The 24869-nt window shown below is 43.3% G+C and carries 27 protein-coding genes and 1 other annotated feature; all 27 genes read right to left on the minus strand.

The window, feature by feature from the left end:
* Positions 1-11: 11 nt before the first annotated feature.
* Positions 12-602: a ribosome biogenesis GTP-binding protein YihA/YsxC gene (gene yihA, locus G541_RS0100675; protein WP_009554802.1), complete on the minus strand. Its 591-nt coding sequence runs from the start codon at positions 600-602 to the stop codon at positions 12-14.
* A 154-nt stretch (positions 603-756) separates the two neighbouring features.
* On the minus strand, positions 757-933 hold the full coding sequence (rpmF, locus tag G541_RS0100680) for a 50S ribosomal protein L32 (protein ID WP_009554804.1): 177 nt from the start codon (positions 931-933) through the stop codon (positions 757-759).
* Positions 934-1001: 68 nt separating this feature from the next.
* Positions 1002-1550, minus strand: coding sequence for a YceD family protein (locus G541_RS0100685; RefSeq protein WP_027826149.1), 549 nt, complete (start codon positions 1548-1550; stop codon positions 1002-1004).
* A 76-nt stretch (positions 1551-1626) separates the two neighbouring features.
* Entirely contained in the window at positions 1627-2772 is a 1146-nt protein-coding gene (locus tag G541_RS0100690; protein WP_027826150.1) for a nucleotidyltransferase, read from the minus strand.
* Positions 2773-2780: 8 nt separating this feature from the next.
* Positions 2781-3515, minus strand: a complete 735-nt coding sequence (locus tag G541_RS0100695) for a class I SAM-dependent DNA methyltransferase (protein WP_027826151.1) — start codon at positions 3513-3515, stop codon at positions 2781-2783.
* Positions 3516-3869 carry a ribosome silencing factor gene (rsfS, locus tag G541_RS0100700; RefSeq protein ID WP_009554813.1) on the minus strand — a complete coding sequence of 118 codons (354 nt, stop codon included), beginning with the start codon at positions 3867-3869 and terminating at the stop codon, positions 3516-3518. It abuts the gene before it with no gap.
* A gap of 8 nt (positions 3870-3877) precedes the next feature.
* Positions 3878-4477 carry a bis(5'-nucleosyl)-tetraphosphatase (symmetrical) YqeK gene (yqeK, locus tag G541_RS0100705; RefSeq protein WP_027826152.1) on the minus strand — a complete coding sequence of 200 codons (600 nt, stop codon included), beginning with the start codon at positions 4475-4477 and terminating at the stop codon, positions 3878-3880.
* On the minus strand, positions 4477-5112 hold the full coding sequence (locus G541_RS0100710; RefSeq protein ID WP_027826153.1) for a nicotinate-nucleotide adenylyltransferase: 636 nt from the start codon (positions 5110-5112) through the stop codon (positions 4477-4479). Before G541_RS0100710 ends, yqeK begins: the two co-directional genes overlap by 1 nt.
* Positions 5113-5133: 21 nt before the next feature.
* The gene (gene yhbY, locus G541_RS0100715) at positions 5134-5439 is read right to left on the minus strand and encodes a ribosome assembly RNA-binding protein YhbY (protein WP_027826154.1); all 306 of its coding nucleotides are present in this window, start codon (positions 5437-5439) and stop codon (positions 5134-5136) included.
* Between the two features lie 24 nt (positions 5440-5463).
* A complete protein-coding gene (yqeH, locus tag G541_RS0100720; RefSeq protein ID WP_027826155.1) occupies positions 5464-6573 on the minus strand; it encodes a ribosome biogenesis GTPase YqeH in 1110 nt (369 codons plus the stop codon).
* Positions 6566-7096, minus strand: coding sequence for a YqeG family HAD IIIA-type phosphatase (locus G541_RS0100725; RefSeq protein ID WP_027826156.1), 531 nt, complete (start codon positions 7094-7096; stop codon positions 6566-6568). The genes yqeH and G541_RS0100725 overlap by 8 nt, the downstream gene beginning before the upstream one ends.
* Positions 7097-7218: 122 nt before the next feature.
* On the minus strand, positions 7219-7578 hold the full coding sequence (gene rplT, locus G541_RS0100730; protein WP_009554824.1) for a 50S ribosomal protein L20: 360 nt from the start codon (positions 7576-7578) through the stop codon (positions 7219-7221).
* Positions 7579-7666: 88 nt separating this feature from the next.
* A complete protein-coding gene (gene rpmI / locus G541_RS0100735) occupies positions 7667-7867 on the minus strand; it encodes a 50S ribosomal protein L35 (protein ID WP_009554826.1) in 201 nt (66 codons plus the stop codon).
* Between the two features lie 28 nt (positions 7868-7895).
* Positions 7896-8396, minus strand: a complete 501-nt coding sequence (infC, locus tag G541_RS0100740; RefSeq protein WP_009554828.1) for a translation initiation factor IF-3 — start codon at positions 8394-8396, stop codon at positions 7896-7898.
* Between the two features lie 55 nt (positions 8397-8451).
* Positions 8452-8581, minus strand: a sequence feature (ribosomal protein L20 leader region).
* Positions 8582-8629: 48 nt separating this feature from the next.
* Positions 8630-10444, minus strand: coding sequence for a threonine--tRNA ligase (thrS, locus tag G541_RS0100745; protein WP_027826157.1), 1815 nt, complete (start codon positions 10442-10444; stop codon positions 8630-8632).
* Between the two features lie 315 nt (positions 10445-10759).
* On the minus strand, positions 10760-11680 hold the full coding sequence (gene dnaI, locus G541_RS0100750; RefSeq protein ID WP_027826158.1) for a primosomal protein DnaI: 921 nt from the start codon (positions 11678-11680) through the stop codon (positions 10760-10762).
* Positions 11681-11693: 13 nt separating this feature from the next.
* Positions 11694-13043 carry a DnaD domain protein gene (locus G541_RS0100755; RefSeq protein WP_027826159.1) on the minus strand — a complete coding sequence of 450 codons (1350 nt, stop codon included), beginning with the start codon at positions 13041-13043 and terminating at the stop codon, positions 11694-11696.
* Between the two features lie 14 nt (positions 13044-13057).
* A complete protein-coding gene (gene nrdR, locus G541_RS0100760) occupies positions 13058-13528 on the minus strand; it encodes a transcriptional regulator NrdR (RefSeq protein WP_009554837.1) in 471 nt (156 codons plus the stop codon).
* 9 nt (positions 13529-13537) lie between these two features.
* Complete coding sequence (gene coaE / locus G541_RS09060) at positions 13538-14155, minus strand: dephospho-CoA kinase (RefSeq protein WP_051174515.1); 618 nt, start codon at positions 14153-14155, stop codon at positions 13538-13540.
* On the minus strand, positions 14155-14982 hold the full coding sequence (mutM, locus tag G541_RS0100770) for a bifunctional DNA-formamidopyrimidine glycosylase/DNA-(apurinic or apyrimidinic site) lyase (RefSeq protein WP_027826160.1): 828 nt from the start codon (positions 14980-14982) through the stop codon (positions 14155-14157). The genes coaE and mutM overlap by 1 nt, the downstream gene beginning before the upstream one ends.
* A 188-nt stretch (positions 14983-15170) precedes the next feature.
* Positions 15171-17834, minus strand: a complete 2664-nt coding sequence (polA, locus tag G541_RS0100775; protein WP_027826161.1) for a DNA polymerase I — start codon at positions 17832-17834, stop codon at positions 15171-15173.
* A gap of 358 nt (positions 17835-18192) precedes the next feature.
* Entirely contained in the window at positions 18193-18891 is a 699-nt protein-coding gene (locus tag G541_RS0100780) for a Bax inhibitor-1/YccA family protein (protein ID WP_035162568.1), read from the minus strand.
* A gap of 183 nt (positions 18892-19074) precedes the next feature.
* Positions 19075-20406: a UDP-N-acetylmuramate--L-alanine ligase gene (gene murC, locus G541_RS0100785; RefSeq protein WP_027826163.1), complete on the minus strand. Its 1332-nt coding sequence runs from the start codon at positions 20404-20406 to the stop codon at positions 19075-19077.
* Positions 20407-20469: 63 nt separating this feature from the next.
* Complete coding sequence (locus G541_RS0100790) at positions 20470-22782, minus strand: DNA translocase FtsK (RefSeq protein ID WP_027826164.1); 2313 nt, start codon at positions 22780-22782, stop codon at positions 20470-20472.
* 175 nt (positions 22783-22957) lie between these two features.
* Positions 22958-23602 carry a YtpR family tRNA-binding protein gene (gene ytpR, locus G541_RS0100795; protein WP_027826165.1) on the minus strand — a complete coding sequence of 215 codons (645 nt, stop codon included), beginning with the start codon at positions 23600-23602 and terminating at the stop codon, positions 22958-22960.
* Positions 23603-23759: 157 nt separating this feature from the next.
* Positions 23760-24080, minus strand: a complete 321-nt coding sequence (locus G541_RS0100800) for a thioredoxin family protein (protein WP_027826166.1) — start codon at positions 24078-24080, stop codon at positions 23760-23762.
* 45 nt (positions 24081-24125) lie between these two features.
* On the minus strand, positions 24126-24797 hold the full coding sequence (trmB, locus tag G541_RS0100805; protein WP_027826167.1) for a tRNA (guanosine(46)-N7)-methyltransferase TrmB: 672 nt from the start codon (positions 24795-24797) through the stop codon (positions 24126-24128).
* Between the last annotated feature and the right edge of the window lie 72 nt (positions 24798-24869).

The raw sequence follows: 24869 nt of genomic DNA on the forward strand, positions 1-24869 counted from the left end.
CATGCTGCCTCCTACTTAACGCCTGTTTGTTTTTCAATCCAAGCCCATACATCGTCTTTTCCCGTCTTGTCAACTGCTGAGAACAAAACAACTTGATCAGCTTGACGGAGAGCTAAGCCTTTTCTAATCTGGCTAACACAACGATTACGCCGACTCTTAGGGACTTTATCCACCTTAGTTCCAACGACCAGCAACGGCAAATCATAGTAATGCAAAAAATCTACCATCTGCTTGTCTAACTTAGTCGGTTCATGGCGTGCATCAACAAGTGTTACTACCCCACGTAACGGCTGCCGTTCAGAAAAGTATGTTTCAATCATACGCGCCCATTTTTCCCGTTCTTTTTGAGAAACTTTGGCATAACCATAGCCTGGAACATCAACGAAGAATAATTTTGACTCGATATCATAGAAATTCAACGTTTGCGTCTTTCCCGGTTGGCTTGATGTCCGCGCATAATTACGCCGGTTGATGAGCACGTTGGTAAGTGATGATTTACCAACATTAGAACGCCCTGCAAACGCAACTTCTGGAAAGCCATCTTTAGGGTATTGATCCGGGCGCACTGCACTGATCCGGAGGTTTACATTATTGACTTGCATATAACTCCACTCCTTTTATTCGCCTTATCATTTTACCATGGAAAAACACTTATTTTGCCTTAAAGTAAGAAAAATAAAATAGCACCCTGAACCTTCCGTCCAGGATGCTATGCTAAAACTCGCAAGGGCCATGGTCCCTAGTGAACTTTAGAAATTACTTTGCATCAACAACTTGCTTGTCACCATAGTAACCGCAGTTTGCGCAAACGTGGTGTGACTTACGTAATTCACCACAGTTTGGGCATGCAGACATGCCAGGAACTTGCAACTTGTAGTGTGTCCGACGTAATCTCTTACGTGTCTTTGATGTTCTACGTGCTGGTACAGCCATTGAGTTTCCCTCCCTTAATTAAAATCTTCAACAAGAAGAATTTTACTGATCTTTAATCAATTTTGCAACTAATCATCCGTTGTGGCAAAAAAATCTTTCAGTTTTGCTAAACGGGGATCAATTTGATCCTTCTTTTTTTGTGTGTCGGTTTGGTCCTCAACTTCAACCTGCCACCCCTCACCTTGTTCAAGCTGGGCAACACCTTCCGCCTCGGCAACCGTTAAAACCTGCATCGGAATTTGCAATAAAATATTGTCGCAAATAACTGGTTGGAGATCAACATAATCATCATCTAATACGATAACTACGTCATCGCCTTCAAACTCGTCTACCTTTTGTTTTTCAAACTTACTCAAGTAATGTTCGGTAAAATCAAAAGATAAGTTGAGAGTAACAGGAGTTAGGGAACGAGTTGATGGAACAACCAAAGAAACTTCAACTTTAGCATAAACAACAATCCCAAAACGATCATTGGTAAAGAAACCATCTACCGTGACGGCAGAGACATCTTGAATATCTGCTCGCTTAGCCTTTAATTGTTCAGTTAAATCAATTGTTTCTTTGAAAGATAAGGGTTCAGCACCCGTTCGCCGTAACTCATTTAACGACCACTTCATGCTTATTTCCTCCTAATGCAACATGATTGATTATACCTGTCGACGCAACCTTTGTCAATGCTTTTTCCTTGACACCTCAAACGCCTATTCTGATGGGCGCTCGCCGCATATCTTGTTCTTGATAGTTGAACATTTGATAAACTTTGCCCACACGGTAATCCAGGGATAACAAGGTCTTTTTCAGCTCCTTGTTGACATTAGTCACTACGGGCCACGCTATTTTTTTCTTCTGGATTGATAGGTAATTTTGTCCCGTCCGGTTAAAGCCTAGGATCCGCACAAAGGGATGGGCCCAGGCTTGTTCTACTTCAGCCGTACTGATATTCAAAACAGTAGCCAGTGCTAACCGTGATAACCGCGTATAAGTGAAGCGTTTAGTTTTTACTTTTTTAAGCCAGGCATCAAAATCAAGCGATACCGGAGCTAGTTGCAACTGCTCTTGCATCCGGTATTGAATACCTTCAGCCATTCCATAAATCGTGGCTAATTGCTTAGGCGTCGCTGTCAACAAACGGTATCGAAGCAAGGGCCACAGATTTGCCCAAGTAACACTAGTTTCCTGCTTAATATCCATCCATGTTTGTGCACCCACAAATTTTTTGACCATATCAGGTTCGTGGATATTTTGGCGAATGGCCGTCGCACTGGCGATATGGCCCCCAGTAGGAAGCTTTTGATCATGATAGCCAGCTGCTTGGCGCTGAATGGGTACCAGGTTTAAAGTAGGCGCAAGTGCTAAAGCAGCCCGCGCATACGCCAACCCCAATAAGTCATTGGGCTGGGTGATTTCAAAACCCACGGCTTCCTTGACTGCCTGCTGATACAATGCAGCATACGAGATATTATATCGTTGATAATCCCAAGTAAGATCTTGACTCTTTTGAGCTAGATCTTTGAAATCATAGTTACTATGCTCCGCTCCAAAAACCAGATTCTCAACTCCCAATTGCTGCAATACTGCCACTCCACTCTGGGCAAACCGATCAGCTGGCTGCATACACAAACCAAAGGGAATCTCGACTACTAAATCGGCACCTGCCTGCAAGGCTTCGCGAGCCCGTACCCACTTGTCAAAGCAAGCTGGTTCCCCCCGCTGTAAATAGTTGCCACTCATAGCAATAACCAGGGTTGTGGCGGGAAAATGTTCCTTAACCCAATTGATTTGATATTGGTGTCCATTATGAAATGGATTGTATTCTGCAATTATTCCCGTTGCGTGCATTGCCCCTCCTATTTTTCACAGACAAAAAACCACCGGTTAGTATCAGCCTGTGGCTCTGCCCTACCGAAGTCAGCGCTCACATGCACATGCTTAAAGCCCGCATGTTTGAGCATCGCCCGGTACTTGTCTAATGAATATGTCCGTTGATAATGTGTCTCAGTTAACTTTTCATACCGTCCATCGTTATCTCTGACAAAAAAAGTCAACTCGTGAATAACACTCGCAGGCACGTCACCATGGTAACTTTCCCACATAAATGCTGTCTTCTCATCTTGATAGTTATACATATAGTCGGCGTAACCGACATCAGTTTGATAAGGGGTGATTACGTCAAATAAAAACTTACCACCAGCATTTAAATGCTGACAAACCTCTAACATGGCTTGTTGAACCTCAGCTTCATCTGCCAAATAACAAAGTGAATCAGCAAAACAGACCACACAGTCATAAAGCGGTAGGTCCTGTAAATTCAGCATATTACCAGCAATCAATGGCAAATCAAGTTGGGCTTCTTGAGCATGCATCGCTGCTAATGCCAACATTTCTTCCGATAAGTCCAACCCCGTTACGTGTTGGTACCCTGCTTGTTTAAGTTTAACCGCTTGTCGTCCAGACCCACAGGCTAAGTCCAGTAAGTTGGCTGTGGTTGGGATCTGAGAACGTTTAACAAAATCCAACCAGTGTTCATACATAGTTGGATCCATTAAGTTATCGTATAATTGTGCAAAAGTTGTATATATCAATTATTTCAACCATGCGCTGATATCTACCCGATCAGCGTCCGCCCAGAATTTTTCTAAATTATAGAATTTCCGCGTTTCTTCTTTGAAGACGTGAACAATCACATCTCCCAAGTCCAACAGCACCCAGTTAGCTTCATTCTTACCTTCGATATCACGAACTGTTCCACCTTGGGCACTAACTTCTTCATCAATAGCTTCAGCAATAGCCTTAACCTGTCGGTCAGATGTTGCCTGAGTAATTACAAAATAATCAGCTAAAATACTAATTTTTTGAACATCCAAAGCAACTGTATCCTCTGCTCGCTTACTGTCGGCTGCTTTAACGACTGTTTCTAATAACTCTTTACTGTTCATATATCCTCCTATTTTTTCCCTGCTACCCAGCGATTATATGTCAGAATAGCTTGCGGATAGACTGGCTTATTCTGTTCCATCAAAAATTGAATTGTATGCTTAGTTTCAAAACTCACTGCTTGGTCCAAATCGGTTGCTGCTAACTTCCGCGCCTGTTCAACACCAGGGAAAGAACGTCCTGCTTCGATATAATCAGCTACATAGACAATCTTGTCCAAAGTAGTCATCGTGACAGCACCAACAGTATGACGTCTAATAGCATTTAAAATTTCCTCATCGGTAACATGTAATTCAGTTTTCACCATTTCAGCACCAACTACACCGTGCCAGATGAAATTCCCCCACCGTAATAAATCCGGATCCAGATGGTATGCTTTAATAGCTGCAATAAAGTCCTCTGCTGATCGTTCTTTAGTATAGTCATGCAGAAGGGCTGCCACACTAGCTTTTTCTACTGAACATCCATTCTGTTCTGCTAATTTGATTGCTGCTTGTTCAACTCCCAGCACATGCTGAAAACGGTGGTCTGAAAGAACTTCGCGCAACCGTGCAACCAACTCTGCCCGTGTTCCGGGATAAATATTTTCCTGATAAACAATCTCTTTCATTATTGATACAGACCTTTCTCACGAATATATTCTTCAACTGCATTTGGAACCAAGTAACGAATAGACTGACCTTGCTTGACTTTAGCCCGAATTATTGAGGAACTAATGTCCAACATCGGAGTGTCGACCCACAACACAGGGTAAGGAGTTGTCACCTCATAACCAGGGCGCTTTACCCCAACCAGCTGCACCATCCGCATTAGTTGCTCAGGCTCCCGCCATTTTGGAAGGTACTCCACCATATCGCCACCAATGATAAAGTAATAATCCGTATCAGGATGAAGCCGGCGTAACTCTTTAATCGTATCTACCGTATAACTAATACCACCCCGGCGTAACTCAATATCTTCAGTAGCAAATAAACTATTATCAGCAATAGCTAATTGAAGCATTTTTAACCGCCGGTAACCATTGATTGCAGCTTTATGATCCACATGGGGTGGAATATTGTCGGGCATAAATAATACCTTATCCAACCCCAGCTGGGTTCCCACTTGCTCTGCAATCATTAAGTGTCCCATATGTGGTGGGTTAAATGTTCCACCCAAAATTCCTACTCGTTTCTTTTTTCCAGTCAATTCAGGGGTTACAACGGTTTCAACCGCAGTATCTGTTATCGTTTTGGTAGCCACCACCAATCAACTCCCCTCTGCTTCCTACAGTGCTTCAACTTCTAAGGAGTAATGGCGGTTTTGGGGCTTACTAGACTTTTTGTACAAAACGAGCACATGTCCAATAACCTGAACCACTTCAATCTTACTGTGTTCTGCCAGAAATGCTACCACTTCTTCAGGTTCAATGATTGAATTTTGTAAAATATTAACTTTGATTAATTCCCGTTTCTCAACCGCTTCTTCAACTTGTTTGAGCCACTCAGTACTCAACCCGTCTTTACCAATTTGAAAAACCGGCCGCATATTGTGGGCTTGACTACGTAAATATCTCTTTTGCTTTCCGCGCATAATTCCCTCCATGAATATTATCTATTAGATCATTGCTCTGCGGACCACCACGTCAACGTTTTCCGGTGCCCAAGCTGCTACTTTGGCCCCAGGTTTGACAGTTATCCACCCCAAACCAGCGAAAACAATATCTGTTTTTTCACTCACTGTAAACTCAAACCGTTTGAGCGGTGGGAAATCAGCCATATCTTCTTGGTTAGGCGGTTGGAGTAACTCCCCTGCATGTTTAGTATAGAAGTTATCTGCATTTGCCATCTTGGTCCGGTGGATCATCAAATTGTTGTCTACATAAACAGTGACCCCTTTAGGTCCACTAATGAAGTCAAACCGTGCTAGGGCCCCTAAAAATAGGGTTTGTTCCCCATTAAGCTGATACACTTTCGGCTTGATTTCTTTCTGCGGGGTTGCCAGTTTTAACGCTTTCCCCGTCAGATAGTGCGCCATTTGTCCTTTATGGATAATCCCGGGAGTATCAATCATGTTCTTGCCGTCACCAAACGGTATTTCGATCCGATCCAAGGTTGTTCCTGGAAAACGAGACGTTGTAATCAGATCTTGAATTCCAATTCGTTGTTTGATGATTCGGTTAATCAAGGTTGACTTCCCGACATTGGTTACCCCGACTACTTGTACATCGCGCCCCTGACGATATTTATCAATCAAGCGTAACAATTGCTCGATCGCAAAACCTTTTTTAGCACTGGTTAAAATAACCGCTTCAGGATATAGGCCTTGCTTGTTTGCTTCTTGACGCATCCAATCTTGAAGCTTACTGCGTTTGAGTGACTTAGGCAAGAGGTCTTCTTTATTCCCCACCAGAATAATTGGGTTGTCCCCAACAAACCGCTGTAACCCTGGGATTAATGACCCGTTGAAATCAAAAATATCAACCACATTAACGATCAGTGAATCAGTATTGCCGATATTATCCAATAACCGCAAGAAATCCTTATCCGTAATATTGACATCTGTTACTTCATTGTAGTGACGTAACCGAAAACAACGTTGACAATACAACTGACCACTCTCCAAGCCTTTTTTGATCGCTGCTTGTGGAGTATAACCAGGTTGTGCTTGATCCTCAGATTGGATCGCAGCTCCACACCCTATACAATGTAATTGTTCTTCAGTCATCTAGTGATTTCCTCCATTTAAACTCAAAACCTTGCTGTGTCAGTTTCTGCTTAACCTGCCCTTCAAGCATTCGGTTAAACTTAGTATTCCATGCATCAGAGGTTACCAAAGGCCGCACTAAAACACTGCGAATATGGGCGTTATTAGCAGCCCAAATATCTGTCATTAGCTGATCTCCGACCAGGATCACATCTTCAGCAGCCAAATGATAACGCTTCTTAGCAAGATTAATCCCCCGTGTTAATGGCTTCAAGGCCCGGGCGATAAACGGCAACTCCAGTTTGGCAAGGGCCCGCGCAATCCGCTTGTGACTATTATTCGAAACGACTACTACCGGAATTTGCGCTTGCTGCATTTCTTTAAGCCACTGCTTTAGTTCTGGTGTGCCATCTGGATTATTCCAAGCGATCAAGGTATTATCCAGATCAGTCAATACTACCTTAATTCCATGGCGTTTCAAATCAGCTGGCGATAAATCATAAATTGATTCAACCATCCATGTTGGTTTAAATTTGCCTAACATCCAATTACTCCTCAAAATTTTCTTCTTTGTTAATTATACCAACCATTTAGGACAAAACCATATTATTTGGTTAATAAATTAAAAAGGCTAAGACATATCGCCTCAGCCTTTTTAATTGAAGATTACTTTTCTAAAGCTTGCTTAGCTTGTTCTACAACAGCAGTAAATGCTTCTGCATCGTTAACAGCTAAGTCAGCTAACATCTTACGGTTAACTTCGATATTAGCTAACTTCAAACCGTGCATCAACTTGCTGTAGCTGATCCCGTTTTGACGAGCAGCTGCGTTGATCCGAGCGATCCATAATTTACGGAAGTTGTTCTTAGTCTTACGCCGATCTTGGAAAGCGTATAAGTATGACTTCAGAACTTGTTCCTTAGCAGTCTTGAATAAAGCATGCTTGGAACCGCGGTAACCCTTTGCTAATTTTAAAATCTTCTTACGACGTTGGCGTGTAACAGCCCCACCTTTAACACGTGGCATATTAAAATTCCTCCTTGTTAATTGCCGGCCTCAACCGACATCTCATATAATGAGAATTCGTTAAATTAACTATTGTAGCAAATGAAGTTTACTTCATTTGAGAAACCATTTGCTTGATCCGCTTCATATCTGAACCAGATACCATTGCAGCTTTCCGCAACTGACGACGTTGCTTCTTAGTCTTGCCGTGGAAACGGTGTGAAGTGAAACCGTGATGACGCTTTAAACCACCATTTCCTGTACGCTTGAAACGCTTTGTTGATGCGCGGTGTGTTTTTTGTTTTGGCATAATAATATCCTCCTAGTTATAACAGTAATTACTTATCTGTTTTAGGCGCTAACACTAAGAACATGCTACGCCCATCCATCTTAGCTCTAGATTCAACGGAGGCAACATCCTGAGTTGCTTCAGCAAATCTTTGAAGTACTTCACGACCAATATCCTTGTGAGTAATTGCACGGCCTTTAAATCTAATTGAAACCCGTACCTTATCTCCCTTGGAAATAAATCTGTGAGCATTTCTAACTTTTGTATTGAAGTCATTAGTGTCAATTGTTGGACTTAAACGTACTTCCTTAACGTTGGCAGTCTTTTGACGCTTCCGAGCTTCTCGTTGCTTCTTTTGCAACTCGAAGCGATATTTACCATAATCCATGATTCGTGCTACCGGTGGCTTAGCCTTTGGCGCAACTAAAACTAAGTCTAAGTTTTGTTGTTCAGCCATGGCTAAAGCTTCCTGCTTGGACTTTACGCCCAACTGTGAACCATCGCTGGCAATCAACCGAACTTCGCGAGCCCGAATGCCTTCATTAACCATCTTATCAAATGCTATGGTGCTTCACCTCCAAATAAATTCAGAGAAAGTGCAGACAGATGTAAAAAAGGTGCTGGTATCCAATAATATCCAGCACCCTAATCCGTTTTTAGCGGAATTAATTTCACTAATATCTGCCCCGGGACCACTGTCCCTTAGGCGAGAAGCGGGTGCTTCTGCTTTTTCTCAACTCTTAGTAGTCTAGCAGGCAATATCCTTCCTGTCAAGACTTACAATTATTTTTTCCGACTGTAACTTGCAATATCTGCTAGCAGTTCACTTTCAAAGTCAGCAAATGCAAGCGTAGCAGCCTTGTCTTCCCCGTATTTCCGAACAGAAACAGATTGGTTAGCCATTTCATCATTTCCGACAACCAACGTGTATGGAACTTTTTGGGTTTGAGTTTCCCGAATCTTGTAACCCATCTTTTCGTTACGGTGGTCAACCACAACCCGCACGTTAGCTGCCCGTAACTTAGCTGCTAAGTCTTCAGCGTACTCACCATGCTTGTCATCAGAAACAGGAATGATGTGCACTTGTTCTGGTGCTAACCATGTTGGGAAAGCTCCCTTATAGATTTCCGTTAAGTAGGCAATGAATCTTTCCATTGTTCCCACAACCCCACGGTGAATCATAACTGGTTGGTGTTCTTGACCATCTTTACCAGTGTACTTGAGGCCGAAGCGTTCTGGCAACATGAAGTCTAACTGAATAGTAGACATTGTTTCTTCATTTCCCAGAGCCGTCTTAGTTTGAATGTCCAACTTTGGACCATAGAATGCGGCTTCCCCTTCAGCTTCATAATAATCTAAGTTCAGGTCATCCATGGCTGCCTTTAACATGGATTGGGATTGTTCCCACATTTCGTCATTAGCATAATACTTCTCAGTATTCTTAGGATCACGATATGAAAGACGGAAAGTATAATCAGTAATGTCAAAGTCTTCATAAACACTCATGATCAACTTCAAGATCTTAGCAAATTCACTCCGAATTTGATCCAAGGTAACAAAAGTGTGCCCATCGTTGAGCGTCATTTCACGCACCCGTTGTAAACCTGATAAAGCCCCAGACTTTTCATAACGGTGCATCATCCCTAATTCCGCAATCCGCAATGGTAAGTCACGGTAGGACCGCAAGTGGTGCTTGTAGACTTGGATATGGCTTGGGCAGTTCATTGGCCGCAATTCCAACATTTCGCCATCACCCATGTCCATTGGTGGGAACATGTCATCCCGGTAGTGTTCCCAGTGACCTGATGTCTTGTAAGCATCAAGGTTCATCAAGACAGGAGTATAAACGTGTTGGTAACCATCGGCTACTTCCCGGTCGATGATGTAACGTTCAATCGTCCGCCGAATTGTGGACCCCTTTGGCATCCAGTATGGTAAACCAGCACCAACTTTTGGATCAACAAAGAAGAGGTCCAATTGGCTCCCGATTACCCGGTGGTCGCGTTCCTTAGCTTCTTGACGCCGTTGCAGGTCTGCTTCTAAGTCATCTTTCTTATAGAAAGCCGTCCCATAAATCCGTTGCAGCATTGGGTTGGAAGACATTCCCTTCCAGTAAGCCCCAGCTACTGATAATAACTTGTAGTTCTTGATTAAGTTAGAGTATACCAGGATTGGTGCATTGGCAGGAGCAACAAAATCCCCTGCCTTGTAGAGGTTTACCTTATCGTCTTGAGCTGCTTCTTGGAGCAATTCAACTGTATAAGGATCTGCTGCATATTGGGCTGCTAATTCATCAACATCACCTACAACATGTTCAACCTTCAAGTTTGCCTTCGCAAATTCCTTAATTTTTGCTTCTAAAGCTGCTAATTCATCGACAGAAACTTGCATCTCATCTCGGTCTGAATCAACGTAAAAACCTTCGTCACTGTCTTTAGCGCCGACATATTCCCCTAAGCGAATCCCAGCAAAACTATCAGTCAATGCTGCCCGTAAGAAGAAAGCAACTGATTCACGCAGGGCTTGCAAGCCTTCCTGAGAATCACGATCAATTTTGTTAACTGAACCGTCTGGTAACATTACTGCAACTTGTGCCATAATCTCAATCTCCTTTTTATAAATTAAATAAAAAAGCCCCTAGCACCGTCTAAATACGGCACTAGGGACGTCATTAACATCTTTAATAACGTGGTTCCACCCACATTCAAGTAGACCTAGTCTACTCCTCTCATAGTTGGTAACGGAAACTACCCGGCTCGACTTTGCATCCAGCTCTATTGGTTATGGTGGTAAGTCAACCTTTGATTGTTCTCAGTCCCTCAATCATCCCTGTTTATGGTTGACCGTTTGTCCTTAACTAGATTTACATCTATTAAACCACTTCATATTATTGAAGGCAAGGAAAATTTGTAACTAATTGCGCCGCCAATTCTTGCCCGATACTGCCATTTCTTTAGATAAATACCGTACCCGCTCCATAATTCGCTTAGCCTTCAAGGGCTCCACCACGGAGTTAGTGCTGTATGCTAAATGTTCTTCCAGTTCAGCTTGCGTTTTGTTGGACGTGAAGAAGGTTGGTAATTCTTCTTGCATCCGGTACTCCAAGATAACCCCTAAAACATCATCCCGCAACCAGCCACTCATCGTTTCAGCTCCAATATCATCTAAAATTAAAATTGGCGCTTGTTTGATACCGTTGATCTCTTTAAGGACAACATTTTCTGAAATACTATCTTTGAAACGAACTGCTAATGATGGAAAATGGGCTAAAGTACAAGCAATATCTTTACGGGCTAATTCATGAGCCATGGCAGCCATCAAGTACGTTTTTCCCACCCCAAATGGACCGGTTAGGTATAAGCCCTGGTGAAATTCACCCGGGTTTGACACATACTCTTTAACGAAATTAACTGCTGCTAATAAGGCAGCATCGCGCCCTTCTTCCCGCTGATAGTTCCTGAAGTTTGCATTACGCATACTTTTCGGAACATTGATCGTAGTAAACCGCTTTTGAGCTGCCTGTACCTGCTGTTTCCGCACTAATTCAGCGGTAGGAATATAAGTTACCTCGACTTTACCCCGCACCAAGCTCAAGGCCGGCGTATAGCCCGGCATGAAGGTTTTTTGCCCCGCTGCAATTTTTTGCTTAACATCATAGTACTCATATAATTTACTTGCATTTGTCGCAATAAAAGCCTGGGCGTCTGGGACTTCAGCCTGCATAATAAACTGTTGGATCTCCTTGTCCTGTGCCAACTGGCGTAGCATTTCTTGATATTCATGGAGGTTTTCCCGGGGGAATTTACTCCGTAAAATTCTGCCCATGTTTTCCATTTAATATTCCTCCTTATTTACCCAGCAAACGATCCAAATCAGCTAATCCTTGATCAATATCATTTTTTGTCTGTGATTCTGACTGACCCATAGCTTTCGCATTCGCCCGCTTCCCTTGTTCTGGCTTTTGTGTCTGTGCTTGTGTTTGGGCCCATTGGGGTAACTTTTCTTTACTAAATACACGTTGCTTCTGCCTACGAGCAGTGCGATCTTGGGTTCTTTTTTCTTTCCACTGGCGCACATAAACAATTGCTTGTTCCGGTGTCCGCACCCGATTAGCTCCCCAGTTGGAAATGGTACGTTCAACCGTACTGGCCCGTAAATTATCAAAATTTTGATCCACCAGATAATAATGCAACATAATATTAATAATTCCTGGAGCTATTCCTTGCTGTAACAAGTTTTGCACCACATATTTATCCGCCCGTGTCGGAAAACTAGCTGTATTGCGCGCAGCATTTTTTTGTTCAAAAATAGCCTGCAAAAACGCCATTGGTGGATATGCTTTGGCAGCAGTTGCCAAATTTTGCTCAGCTGCTGTTAGCTTTACTTCAGTTGAAGTTTGGTCCGCAGCTGTTCTCTTTTTTCCTACCTTAGCCTGTGAACTATAACGTGCCATTGCCTGGTTGCTAAGTTGGTTAAAATCAACGTAACCCTGTTCATCCGCTACTGAATCAATCAAATTTACCAGCGCTAACTCGTTAAGTCCGTACATAACGCCTACACTATAAGCAACCCGGATGTTTTGCTTGAAATTACTTGTATCCAGATAAGTTTTTTTATGTAAAAGCTGGTCAACAAATTCAAAATCAATTGGGTTGGTGGCTGGCAGGGTTACTGCCACATCAGCCCAAATAGGTGACTGTTTAGCTCGTACTTGGTCCCCCACTGCTTGCCGCAGTAGCTGCTGGATTGCAGGCGTATTAAAAGATAATTCGCGTTTCCACGCAGCGGCCATCCCCGTGCCAATACTTGCTGTCAATCGTTCACTTAATTGTGGATCATCAAAAAAACGAGTTGGTGACAACGGCGGATTCATCACCAACAAGACCCAGTTTCCCAGCTGATCGTGCTGGCGGACAACCTGGAGCAAGTTGACCTGGACTAACTGTTGGGCTGCAGTTGCCAAATCCTCGATCCCAAAATTCAGCTGTACAAAAAGATCTTTTAGAGGACGCCGTTCACTAACTAGCGGTTCGGGAGTCAACGTGGTTTGCAGTGTGGCATATAGGCCCACGGCTCCTGGCCCAACGATGGGCTGATACAGGCGCGTAATGGTTGCTAAGTCCGCCCCACTAATATTATCGGTAGCAATAACAACATAGCCATCGTTTCCTGCCAAGTGTTGCCACTGTTGCTCCATCGCGATCTTCCTTTCTACTTCCTAGCCTTTTTATCCCGTGCCATTAATTCTTCTAGCTCATCCCGAAAAGCCGCCATGTCCTTGAATTGGCGATAAACACTGGCAAAACGAATATATGCCACTTCATCAACATCGGCCAAAATTCCCATGATATATTCACCGATCAATTGGCTAGAAACCTCGGTCCCCCCCACTGACCGCACCTTATTTTCAACTTGATTGACGATCGCGGTGATTTGATCCATGCCAACAGGACGCTTTTCAGTCGCCCGCACGATCCCCTTCAGGATCTTCTCACGGTTAAACTCTTCCCGCGTCCCGTTCTTTTTGATAACCAGTAATGGGGTGGCTTCTACCCGCTCAAAAGTCGTAAAGCGAAAACCACAATTTGTACATTCGCGGCGACGCCGAATTGCATGCCCTTCATCTGCTGGACGACTATCAACCACCCGTGATCCTTCTTCATGACATTTTGGACATTTCATTATGTTCACCTACTCTTTTTTCTTAGAAAATCTAATCTGGCGGAGCTCAAACCACTGGTCTACTTGTGGTTTCCACCCAAGAGGACCCTTTCCAGTATCAAGAGTCCAATCTGCTTGGGCAATTCGCCAAGCATTGTCTTTTTGGGCCTTAATCCGGGCTTGAGCTTCCACTTTGGGTAACTGGTTCCGCTGCTGTAATCGTGCTAACTGGATAGTTTCGTCAACTACTGTTACCCATACGGCATCACAATATTGTTCATAGTGCCCTTCAAATAATAATGGGATATCTAACACGACCACTGCAACACCTTTTTGCCGGTACTTTTGCAACTGCATCAGGATTTCTTCCCTAATTAACGGGTGCGTAATCTCATTCAATTCTGTTAATTGTTTAGGATCAGAAAAGACTAACTGCCCCAACTTACACCTCAACAAGCTACCGTCTGGGGCAAGATATGCCTTACCAAAATGTGCTATCACCTGTTGCAACCCCTGGCTTCCGGGTGCAACTATCATCCGTGCGATTGCATCGGCATCAATAATTTTAGCCCCTTTTTGCGCTAAATACTGACTAACAGTTGATTTTCCACTAGCTATTCCACCAGTAATTCCTAAAACGTATGTCATCATTCTACCTTTTGACATTGCGGACAAAAATGTGTCCCCCGTTGCCCAACTTTAATTTTTTCAATTATAGTACCACACCGTGGACAGGGATGACCGTCATTGCCATAAACATTTAATGCAAATTGAAATTCCCCCATATTGCGGAAAGCATCGGTATATGAACGAATGGTTGTCCCTCCGGCGGTAATCGCCCGTTGTAACTCTGCAATGATATTTTGCCTCAGGGCAGTAATCTCTGACCGTGTCACATGGTTAGCGGGAGTTTCCGGATGAATCTTGGTCATCCATAAAACCTCATCAACATAAATGTTTCCTAATCCGGTCACAATCGTTTGGTCAAGTAGCGCGGTTTTTATAGCTTTTTTGCGCCGGTGTAGTGCTTGCGCAAAGTAATCCACGGTAAATTCTGGTGCGAATGGCTCTGGTCCCAATTTTTGGAGTGACTTGAGGTCATTTTCTTGTCCTGTCTGCACTAAGCGCATTCTGCCAAATTTACGTGAATCGTTGTAGCGCAACTGTTGCCCGTCATCGAGGTCAAACACTACATGGGTATGCTTTTCCAACGGTTGTGTCTGGGGTTGAACAAAATACTTTCCTTCCATCCGTAAATGCGATACAACAGTCAAACCGCCCGAAAACCGTAATAATAAGTATTTTCCCCGCCGGTCAACGGTTAGGATCTTTTTACCCGTTAGTTGCGTCACAAACTCCGTAAGGTCACTCTCGATCATTTTGGGATATAAGACCGTTACCTTTTTTACTGTCCTGCCCTGCACTAACTTGATCAATCCACGTCGTACCGTCTCTACCTCAGGTAATTCTGGCATCTTCGCTCCTCCTCGTCCCTTATTAATTTTTATATTATCACAAATTTACAAATCACAATAATAAAACAAAACCACCGCCAATCCTTTACATTCAGTTGCTCCTAGCTTCTGATATGGGCGGGTTTCTCATTACTAAAAAAGAGAAACATTGAATACTTCAACGTTTCTCTTTCCCACTTAACCGTTACTTATTTAGCAGCAAACCATGTTGCCCCGTGTTTGCTTTCCACCTTCAATGGAATATCCAGCTGCACGGCTGAATCCATAACCTCTGGTACCACTTTTTCTAACAGAGGAATTTCTTCTTGGGGAGCTTCAAAAATTAATTCATCGTGAACTTGCATCAGCATTCGTGCTTGTAAGCCCCGACTTTGCAAAGCATCCTGCATCTGGATCATCGCGGTCTTGATAATATCGGCTGCACTTCCTTGGATCGGTGTATTGAGAGCTGTTCGTTCCGCAAATGACCGTAAATTAAAGTTCTTACTCTTAATATCTGGCAGGTAGCGTCGCCGGTGCAGAATCGTTTCAACATAACCTTTTTCGCGTGCATACTCAACAATCTCACGCATATAACGCTCCACTCCGGGGAAGTTTTCTAAATACGTCGTAATAAAACGTTTAGCCTGCTGGCGACTAATCCCAAGATTTTGGGCCAAGCCAAAATCGCTAATCCCATAAACAATCCCAAAGTTAACTGCTTTTGCCTGACGCCGTTGGTTGGCTGTCACTTGTTCAGGATCATCGATCCCGAAAATCCGCATTGCAGTATTGGTATGAATATCAAAATCATCCCGGAAAGCTTGTTGCATGTTGTGATCTCCTGAAACATGAGCTAAAACCCGCAATTCAATTTGGGAATAATCAGAAGAAAAGATCTCCCAACCAGGTTGACTAGGAATGAAAGCCTGGCGAATCTGGCGGCCTTCTTCTAACCGTACCGGAATATTTTGTAAATTTGGATCTACCGACGATAGCCGTCCTGTGGCCGTCAAAGTCTGGGTATACCGGGTATGAACCTTCCCATCTTCAGGAGCAACTACTTTGAGCAATCCTTCGATATAAGTGGATTGTAGCTTGGACAATTGCCGGTATGCCAGGATATTATCAATAATCGGTGCCATCCCCCGTAGTTTTTCCAGAACACTGACTGCTGTTGAATAGCCCCGCTTCGTCTTTTTGATTACTGGTAGTTTAAGCTTTTCAAACAAAATTACTCCCAGTTGCTTTGGCGAATTCAGGTTGAACTCTTCGCCCGCTTCGGCATAAATTGCTGTTTGAATCTCAGCCAGGCGCTCCCCAAACTTACTCTGCATTTCCATCAGTTTATCTGTGTCAACCCGGACCCCAGTAATCTCCATTTGCGCTAAGACTATTGCTAGCGGACGCTCAATATCTACGTAGAGTGGTACCTGTTCATTTTGCTGGAGCTCAGTTAACAACTGTTGCTCTAGATCATGAATTGCCTTGGTTTTCTGGGCCAGATGCCCACAAAAGACTGCATCATCTGCTGGCAAAGCCCGCTTAGCGCCTTTCCCGTATAATTTTTCGTCGCTTGTTAATTCAAAATAATTATGCTCTTGCGTTAATTTCCCCATATCCTTGCTATTATCAGCATTATTGAGGAGGTATGACACCAGTAAGAGGTCAAAATTAACTTGCCGCAATGTGATTCCTAGCCTATTTAAAGCAACATAGGTCTGCTTGCTATCAAAAACATCAACTGGGATAGTGGCATTTTCCAATAAGTTGCGCAACGGTTTTTCCTGCAATAAAGTAACATCACGACTAGCATAATAATGATCGTTGATCTTAAAGGCAAAACCAGCTAACGGAGCGCGGTGATAATTATCACCATCCACTTCGATCACAAACGCCAAATTATCGCCATCATGATACTCAACTGTTGTTAAGTCCTGCACATTAGTCAAAATATCAACTGCTAATTGTGACTTTTTATCAGCTCGTCCGGCCTGGTCAGCATGAATTTCCGCCAAAAAGCGCTTGAAATCTAAGCGCTGGTATAAGTCCACTAGTTGATCAATATCGACAGGTTGCCGTTGGGTATCAGCGAGTGTTACTGCTACCGGGGCATCTTGCCGAATGCGCGCTAAGTCCTTAGCCAAGAAAGCATTGGCCTGGTCTTGTTCCAGGTGTTCTTTCAGCTTAGATTTCTTCATTGTGGCTAAGTTTTCATATAAAGCTTCAACACTTTCGTATTGCTTGATTAATTTTACCGCTGTCTTCGGACCGACCCCAGTCACTCCCGGATAATTATCTGATGAATCTCCTTGAAGTGCCTTTAGGTCGATAATTTGCCGCGGAGTAACCCCCAGCTTCTCCTGCACGTATGCTGGGGTATAGTTTTCCATCTGGGTTACCCCACTCTTAGTTACCGCCACTGTCACCTTGTCCGTCGCCAACTGGGTCAAGTCACGGTCCCCAGTCACAACAGTGACATCATAACCAGCGGCTTCAGCCTGAGCCGCCATCGTCCCAATAATATCATCGGCTTCATAATTGGGAAGATCATAACTAGTGATCCCGTATGCCTGCAGCAGTTCTTTAACCAAACCAAACTGTTCGGTAAGTTCACTCGGTGTCTTGTCCCGTTGCCCTTTGTAAGCCGCATATTTCTCTGTCCGAAAGGTCTTTTTGCCAGCATCAAATGCAACCAACACATGCGAAGGATCATAAGTTGTCAAAACGCTATCAAGCATCAATTTAAAGCCATAAATTGCATTGGTATGCAAACCATCATGGTTAGTTAATTGTGTTCGGATAGCATAGAACGCTCGAAAGATAATGCTGTTACCATCTACTAATAACAACCGTGTATTTTTTTCCGTCATAATTTCGCCCCGTATCTAAATTGAATTTAATTTCCTAATTTCATCATACATTAAGAACAAGCTCGGTTGTAGGACCAAATAGTTCTTGTTCTTTTTTCTCGTTCAATTTCATTTTACAAATTAATTCGGTCAGACACGACCAATAAAAAAATAGGTGTCGCAAATAAAATTACCTTAAAACGCGGTTTAATGCTAATAAAGCCGCACATATTGTACTATATACCGTATGTTCTCCCGCCCAAGTAAGTTTTTCTGTCAGTTGCTTGGTAAAATAAAATCTCTGTTTGCTACGGCATAATCTAAAAAAATCCTCACCCTTTTCGGATGAGGATCACACGGTACTATGCGGCTAATCTTATTACTTCCGGTCGCCGCCCATACCAAAAATTTGTAATAACTGTAAGAACAAGTTGATGAAATCCAGGTACAACTGAAAGGCTCCGATCAAGGCTAAATTAGTAACATTAACCTGGCCGGCATTAGTCATATATAAAGCCTTCATCCGTTGTGAATCCCAAGCTGTCAGCAAACTGAAGATCACCACGCCAATGATTGAAAAGACAAATACAATCATTGTACTTTGCAAGAACAGGTTAATCACTGACACAATGATCAAGGCAATTAAAGCTGCCATGGCTTGCCGGCCCACTCCAGCTAAGCTCTTTTTAGTGTTTAACCCAAACAGAGCTAAAACGATAAAATCAGCAGCTGCTGCAACAAAGGCCATAGTTATATCTTGGCCAGTATATAACGTAAGGATACTTGCAAAAAAGATCCCTTCAATAGCCGCAAAGCCAAACAACCCCACCGCTGTCATTGCTGGTGTTCGGTCAATTCGCAGGGATGTTGTCCAAGCAATAGCAAGTTGGGCGATAAACAAAGCCCACATAACCCAGCGATGAGTAGCAAAGAAAGTCAGCATTTCATACTGGTAATAATTGTTCAAAATGAAGGCGACAACTGCGGAAACCCCAACAGCTGCTCCCATGAAAGCATACATTTTGGCTAAAAATGTATTTAAACCTGCTTGACTAAGTCTTCTTTCTTCGTTCACGATAATTCTCCTTCCTTATGGTTTACAGTTTGTGTGTAAACTACCTACTTATTCTATTTATAGGATACCACATCCTGCCTTTAAACTTGTATTTGCTAATATTAAATAATCGTTAAATTCGTAGTATACAAATAAACCAGTCTGGCACTTCGTTCAAAGATACACAAACTGGTTTAATAGTCATTTTCAGTTGTTGCGCAAGCTCAAATTACTCAACAACTTTTCATACTCAAATTCATACTTTTGAATGTCGCCGGCACCCATGAAGATTGCTACTGCATCATGGTATTCCAACAATGGTGACATGTTGTCCAGACTCAAGACACTGCCACCCTTGGCAATCTTGCGTCCTAAATCATCAGAGGATACCTTCCCATCATGTTCCCGGATCGAACTAAAGATTGGCGTCAGATAAACTTTATCAGCCAAACTCAAGCTAGCAGCAAATTCATCCATCAGTGCAATTGTCCGACTAAATGTATGAGGTTGGAAAACTGCAATTAATTGCTTATCTGGGTACTGTTGGCGGGCTGCATCCAACGTTGCCCGAATTTCAGCTGGGTGGTGCGCATAGTCATCGATGATTACCATATCAGCAACTTTCTTTTCACTAAAGCGCCGCTTAACCCCCTTAAAAGTTAACAGTTCCCGCCGAATTTCATCTTGGTCGATCTTTTCCATGTGTGAAACTGCAATAACAGCCAGGCTGTTGAGAACATTATGTTGACCAAACATCGGAATTTCGTATGAACCAAGGAAATCATCATGATGGTACACATCAAAACTAGACCCTTTAGTAGTCCGCTTAATGTTAGTAGCCCGGAAATCATCATCTTCACTAGTTCCATAGAAGTAAATTGGGGCGTGAGCCTGGAGCTTACGTAGGTTTTTGTCTTCGCCCCACACAAAAATGCCCTTCTTAGTTTGCTTAGCAAAGGTTTCAAAGGCATCGCGCACATCATCAATGCTCTTGAAGTAGTCTGGGTGATCGAAGTCAATATTTGTCATGATTGCGTAATCAGGATGATATGCCCCAAAATGACGCCGATATTCATCAGCTTCAAACACAAAGAACCGAGCATCTGGCAGACCTTTACCAGAGCCATCCCCTACCAAGTAACTAGTTGGAGAAACGCCCCCCAGCACGTGAGCCAATAGCCCGGTTGTACTGGTTTTACCGTGGGCACCAGCCACACCAATACTTGTTGTTTCTTCAATAATCATTTCAACTGTTTCAGGATAAGTCAAAACTGGCAAACCTAGTTCGTGCGCCCGTTGAATTTCAACTTGGTCATCACCAAAAGCATTACCAGCAATGATCGTCATGCCAGCTTTGATATTAGCGGCATCAAATGACAAAATCTCAATGCCTGCTTGTTCTAGTCCCCGTTGTGTAAAAGTGTACTTATCGATATCTGACCCGATAACTTTGCACCCCTTATCATGCAAAATCAGGGCTAGTGAACTCATTCCAGTTCCTTTAATCCCCACAAAAAAATATGTGGTATTCATATCCATAGTCGTTATCCTCTTTTCTTCTTCACAATCAAAAATAAGTTTACCATATAAAGCTTACCAGATTCAGATTAAATCTGAATTGTCTTCAAATTGTGCCAACTTTTCTGGTGTTAAGAAAACATCCCGAGGTTTAGATCCCTTAGCGGCTGAAACCAGGCCTTGTTGTTCCAAGTCATCAATGATATTGGCTGCCCGGTTGTAACCGATCGAAAACACCCGCTGTAATTTAGAAGTTGATATATTGTCTTCGTTAACAATATAGTCTAACACTTCTGGCAAGAGGTCGTCTTCACTATTAGTCCGAGAAATTTCTTTTTTCAAATCGGTCGGATCAAAAGCATAGTGGGGCCGGGCTTGGCGCCGAACATAATCGGTTACAGCGTCAACCTCATCATTAATATATGTTCCTTGTAACCGGACTGGTTGGCTAGCTCCGTTCCCCAAATAAAGCATATCGCCACGTCCAAGCAACCTTTCAGCACCAGCAGTATCAATAATCGTCCGAGAGTCAACTTGACTGGCAACCATAAAAGCAATCCGCGTTGGAATGTTGTTCTTAATTGTCCCGGTAATAACGTCAACACTTGGTCGTTGCGTAGCAATCAAAAGGTGAATTCCCGCTGCCCGTGCCTTCTGGGTAATTCGGGCAATATAATCTTGAACCTCTGAGGATGCAACCATCATCAAATCAGCCAACTCATCGATCACAATCACAATATATGGCATCTTCAAACCATATTCCCCTTGCGCTTGTGCTTTCTCATTGAATCCCTCAATATTACGAGCCCCAGCAGCAGCCAATCGTTGGTAGCGTTCTTCCATTTCGTTAACTACCCATTTAAGAGCAGCGGCGGCTGCCTGCGGATCAGAAATAACTGGTGCCAACAAGTGAGGAATATCGTGGTAAGGCGCCATTTCTACCGCCTTCGGGTCAATTAGCAGTAGTTTGACTTCTTCCGGTTGGGCCTTATACAGGAGCGAAACTAACAAACTATTGATGAAAACTGACTTTCCTGATCCCGTCGCTCCAGCAATCAATCCGTGTGGCATCTTCTGCAGGTCGGTCACTTGAGGACGGCCAAACAAGTCGACTCCCAATGCGACTGTCAGTGGTGATTGGGCTTGTTTAAATTGCGGTGCTTCGAGAACTTCCGCCAACATAACCGGGCGTGATTTAAGGTTAGGAATTTCAATCCCCACACTGCTTTTGCCTGGAATTGGGGCCTCAATTCTGATGTCTTTGGCTGCTAATGCAAGTTTGAGATCATCAGTTAGGTTAGTGATCTTGCTAACCTTGACCCCACGCCCTAATTTAACTTCAAACTGAGTGACTGTCGGGCCAACCGTCCAGTCTTTAACCGTGGCATCAACATGGAACGATTGCAGCGTTTCGTTGAGAACATCAATCTGGTTCAATACCCATTCATCCATGGTGCTACTTTCAACCGCTACTGGCTCTGGCAGCAAACTCAATGGTGGAAATTGGTAAACAAACTGCTGTTTATCCCCCGTCGGTTCTGACGCAGCTGGTTGGACGTTCGTAATGTCTTTAGGATCTGCAATTGCTACTTTCTTGCTTACTTGCTCAGATACTGGTGGGGCCACTAGCGGTTGCCCACTTGGAGTTGGCGTATCTACCATATCCTTGACCATGGCATTCTGACTTGACTTTGGCTGGCTAGTTTGTGCCGTCTTTCCTTGATTAATCTGCTCTTGGCGTCGATGCTCATCAAACAAAGCCAGATGTCGCTGGTCATTTTGTTCAGCATTCATGATATCAGTCAATGACCGGTCTAACGCCCGTGGTTCACCTGTTGCATCTACAGTAGGTGACACTGGGGTTGGAGTTGGACGCGTTGTACCAGCTTCTACATCTAGTACAGCATGTCCCGCAGCTTGGTTCTCAGCCACTGTCTTCGCACCATCGATCATACCAACCTTGGTATCCTCCGCTTCTGGTTGCGCTTTTTCATCCGATGCTGTTTCAGTCGTGACAACCGGCCGAACTGGTCCCTGATCAGCGGGAACAGTCAAATCAATAATCAATTCATCACTAGGTTTTTCATCCCACAATAAGTATGAATCTGCCGTCTTAGCCAGTTCTTTGACTAACTGCGTATATTTCTTGCGACTTTCATTGGGCGTAAACTGTGCTGTGGAAGGCGGGACATATTTAGGCTTAAATGTCCTCGTTGTATATTCGCGGTGTAATGTACCTGATTGTGCTTTTTTAGTATTTCGTCCCTGATAAACCGGTCCGCGATAATCATCCCCAGTCAAAGAATGATAATTCTCACGGGTGTTTTGCCGCGGGCTAACCCGCAGGACATTTTTTCCTTGTTGCCTAAAAAAGGCTGGTCCATCATAATGTTGCATTCACTTCCACCCTTATCTATCACTTAATTCATTCATATTCGTTGCACAACTATTCTAGCATAATTTTATTACCAAAAAAGAGAGGAGGACAGCCTGTTAGTTCGTTGTCCTCCCCGTAAGGATAATATCTGGTTATGTTTCCTAACAAAGCATTTTGTCCTGCTAGGAAATATTTTTATGCGAACAGTTCAGCCCCAGCCGCAAAATCAAAAGCAGCGCCAACTGCAAAGCGACTGTCGTCTTCAGGCAGTACCAAAATTCCGCGTTTTTGTGGTGCATTTGGCAATTCTAATTCACGCGCTGAACAAACCATTCCTGGGCTGTCCACTCCCCGAAGTTTGCCTGGCCAAATCATCAACCCGTTTGGCATCATTGCCCCAACTTTAGCTACAACTACCCGTTGGTCAACAGCAATATTAGGTGCCCCACAAACAAGCGTTAATTGTTGCCCATCATTAATAGTAACTTGTACGATGTGCAGGTGGTCAGAATCTGGATGAGCTGCTACTGTTTCCACATGGCCGACAACAAATTTAGGATCATTATCATAAACTAATTCCGCAGGAAAACCGGCTGCCGTCAATGCTTGGTTTAATTGATCCACTTGTTCAGGACGTAAAACCACCTGTCCAGAACCAGCTAAATCAGGCACAATCTCGCTAACAGCAAAGAAGTTATACCCCAACGTTTCGTTAGTGGCCGGTGAAAAAATCCGAACAATATTTTGTTTACGTTCACTTGCTTGAGTTGGTTCATCTGGGCGAACCATCGTCAGCAAAACATCTCCCAAGTGGGCTTTATTATAGCTAGCAATTAGCATCTTTTTAAACTCCCTTATTCAATTAGTAATTATAAAATTAACTCAACGTTAATAATCATGCTCTATTCTAACATAATCAGTCGGCAATTATTTAAAAGTGATTGGAAAATAACAAAGCTGGTAAGAAAATAGCATTTTCTCCCAGCTCCAACTCTAATTAATTCACTTGTGCTAAGAAGTCAACAACTTCAGCCTTGGTCTTACGATCGCCGTTTACAAACCGATCAACTTCCTTGCCATCTTCGTAAACGATGAAACTTGGAATCCCCATAACCATCAATTCTTGGCAGAGGTCAATGTTTTCGTCCCGGTCAACTTGTAAGAACTTGTAATCTGCAAATTGTGCTTCAATTTCTGGCATGTATGGCTTGATGAATGTGCAATCTGGGCACCAATCAGCAGTAAAGAAGAGGACATACTTTCCTGTTGCTAATTTTTCTTCTAGGGTTGCTTGATTCATTTTTTCTAACATTTCCATGTCAATCACACTCCAGTTGACTTATTAATTGTAAGTAATTATACATTAATCCACTTGGGCTGACAACTGATCTGCTTTGGGAAAATGAGCAGTCAACTTGTAAATCGGTTGACCTAACTGGCTAAACTTTTCTTCATATTCTGTCATTATGTTACCTTCTGCTTCAGGACTGTTATGCAGGTCAAGCCAGATACCATCGAATTTCATTCCGTAATTGTTGAGGCTCTGTAACGAAAACTCAAATAGCCCCATATTATCCGTCTTGAATTCTAAATGCCCGGTCGGTGCCATTACCTGCTCATACTGCGCCAGGAAACTCTTGTAGGTTAATCGCCGTTTAGCCTGCTTTTTCTTCGGCCAAGGATCAGAAAAATTCAGGTAAATTCCCGCCACTTCATTATCAGCAAAAAATGTCGTCAATCCTGCCCCGTTTGCCAGAATCAATTGCAAGTTTGGCAGCTTTTGGGCCACCTGTTTCTTAAGAGCAATTCCTGCAGCTGCAGTTTGAATTTCAATCCCAATGAAATTCTTATCGGGGTGCGCTGCGGCCATGTCAGTGATAAACCGCCCCTTCCCCATCCCGACCTCAATGTATAGAGGTGCCTTTTGGGCGAAGCGCTCTTGCCATTTTCCTCGGTATTTTTCAGGTTCTGTCACAATGTATTGGGGATTACTTTCAATTAGTGGGCGCGCCCACTTCTTATTTCTTAAACGCACTCGTGCATCGCTCCTTTAGAAAAAGTGCGCGGAAAATAGCCTTCATGCCAAGTCGTTGGGCTAAGCTAAGAC

This window comes from Ligilactobacillus saerimneri DSM 16049 (genome assembly GCF_000423265.1).
GTDB lineage: Bacteria > Bacillota > Bacilli > Lactobacillales > Lactobacillaceae > Ligilactobacillus > Ligilactobacillus saerimneri.

Coding starts and splice junctions, on each gene's coding strand:
- yihA (WP_009554802.1), bottom strand. CDS start 602: ATGCAAGTCAATAATGTAAACCTCCGGATCAGTGCAGTGCGCCCGGAT.
- rpmF (WP_009554804.1), bottom strand. CDS start 933: ATGGCTGTACCAGCACGTAGAACATCAAAGACACGTAAGAGATTACGT.
- G541_RS0100685 (WP_027826149.1), bottom strand. CDS start 1,550: ATGAAGTGGTCGTTAAATGAGTTACGGCGAACGGGTGCTGAACCCTTA.
- G541_RS0100690 (WP_027826150.1), bottom strand. CDS start 2,772: ATGCACGCAACGGGAATAATTGCAGAATACAATCCATTTCATAATGGA.
- rsfS (WP_009554813.1), bottom strand. CDS start 3,869: ATGAACAGTAAAGAGTTATTAGAAACAGTCGTTAAAGCAGCCGACAGT.
- yqeK (WP_027826152.1), bottom strand. CDS start 4,477: ATGAAAGAGATTGTTTATCAGGAAAATATTTATCCCGGAACACGGGCA.
- yhbY (WP_027826154.1), bottom strand. CDS start 5,439: ATGCGCGGAAAGCAAAAGAGATATTTACGTAGTCAAGCCCACAATATG.
- yqeH (WP_027826155.1), bottom strand. CDS start 6,573: ATGACTGAAGAACAATTACATTGTATAGGGTGTGGAGCTGCGATCCAA.
- G541_RS0100725 (WP_027826156.1), bottom strand. CDS start 7,096: ATGTTAGGCAAATTTAAACCAACATGGATGGTTGAATCAATTTATGAT.
- rplT (WP_009554824.1), bottom strand. CDS start 7,578: ATGCCACGTGTTAAAGGTGGGGCTGTTACACGCCAACGTCGTAAGAAG.
- rpmI (WP_009554826.1), bottom strand. CDS start 7,867: ATGCCAAAACAAAAAACACACCGCGCATCAACAAAGCGTTTCAAGCGT.
- infC (WP_009554828.1), bottom strand. CDS start 8,396: ATGGTTAATGAAGGCATTCGGGCTCGCGAAGTTCGGTTGATTGCCAGC.
- thrS (WP_027826157.1), bottom strand. CDS start 10,444: ATGGCACAAGTTGCAGTAATGTTACCAGACGGTTCAGTTAACAAAATT.
- dnaI (WP_027826158.1), bottom strand. CDS start 11,680: ATGGAAAACATGGGCAGAATTTTACGGAGTAAATTCCCCCGGGAAAAC.
- G541_RS0100755 (WP_027826159.1), bottom strand. CDS start 13,043: ATGGAGCAACAGTGGCAACACTTGGCAGGAAACGATGGCTATGTTGTT.
- nrdR (WP_009554837.1), bottom strand. CDS start 13,528: ATGAAATGTCCAAAATGTCATGAAGAAGGATCACGGGTGGTTGATAGT.
- coaE (WP_051174515.1), bottom strand. CDS start 14,155: ATGACATACGTTTTAGGAATTACTGGTGGAATAGCTAGTGGAAAATCA.
- mutM (WP_027826160.1), bottom strand. CDS start 14,982: ATGCCAGAATTACCTGAGGTAGAGACGGTACGACGTGGATTGATCAAG.
- polA (WP_027826161.1), bottom strand. CDS start 17,834: ATGACGGAAAAAAATACACGGTTGTTATTAGTAGATGGTAACAGCATT.
- murC (WP_027826163.1), bottom strand. CDS start 20,406: ATGGATATGAATACCACATATTTTTTTGTGGGGATTAAAGGAACTGGA.
- G541_RS0100790 (WP_027826164.1), bottom strand. CDS start 22,782: ATGCAACATTATGATGGACCAGCCTTTTTTAGGCAACAAGGAAAAAAT.
- ytpR (WP_027826165.1), bottom strand. CDS start 23,602: ATGCTAATTGCTAGCTATAATAAAGCCCACTTGGGAGATGTTTTGCTG.
- G541_RS0100800 (WP_027826166.1), bottom strand. CDS start 24,080: ATGGAAATGTTAGAAAAAATGAATCAAGCAACCCTAGAAGAAAAATTA.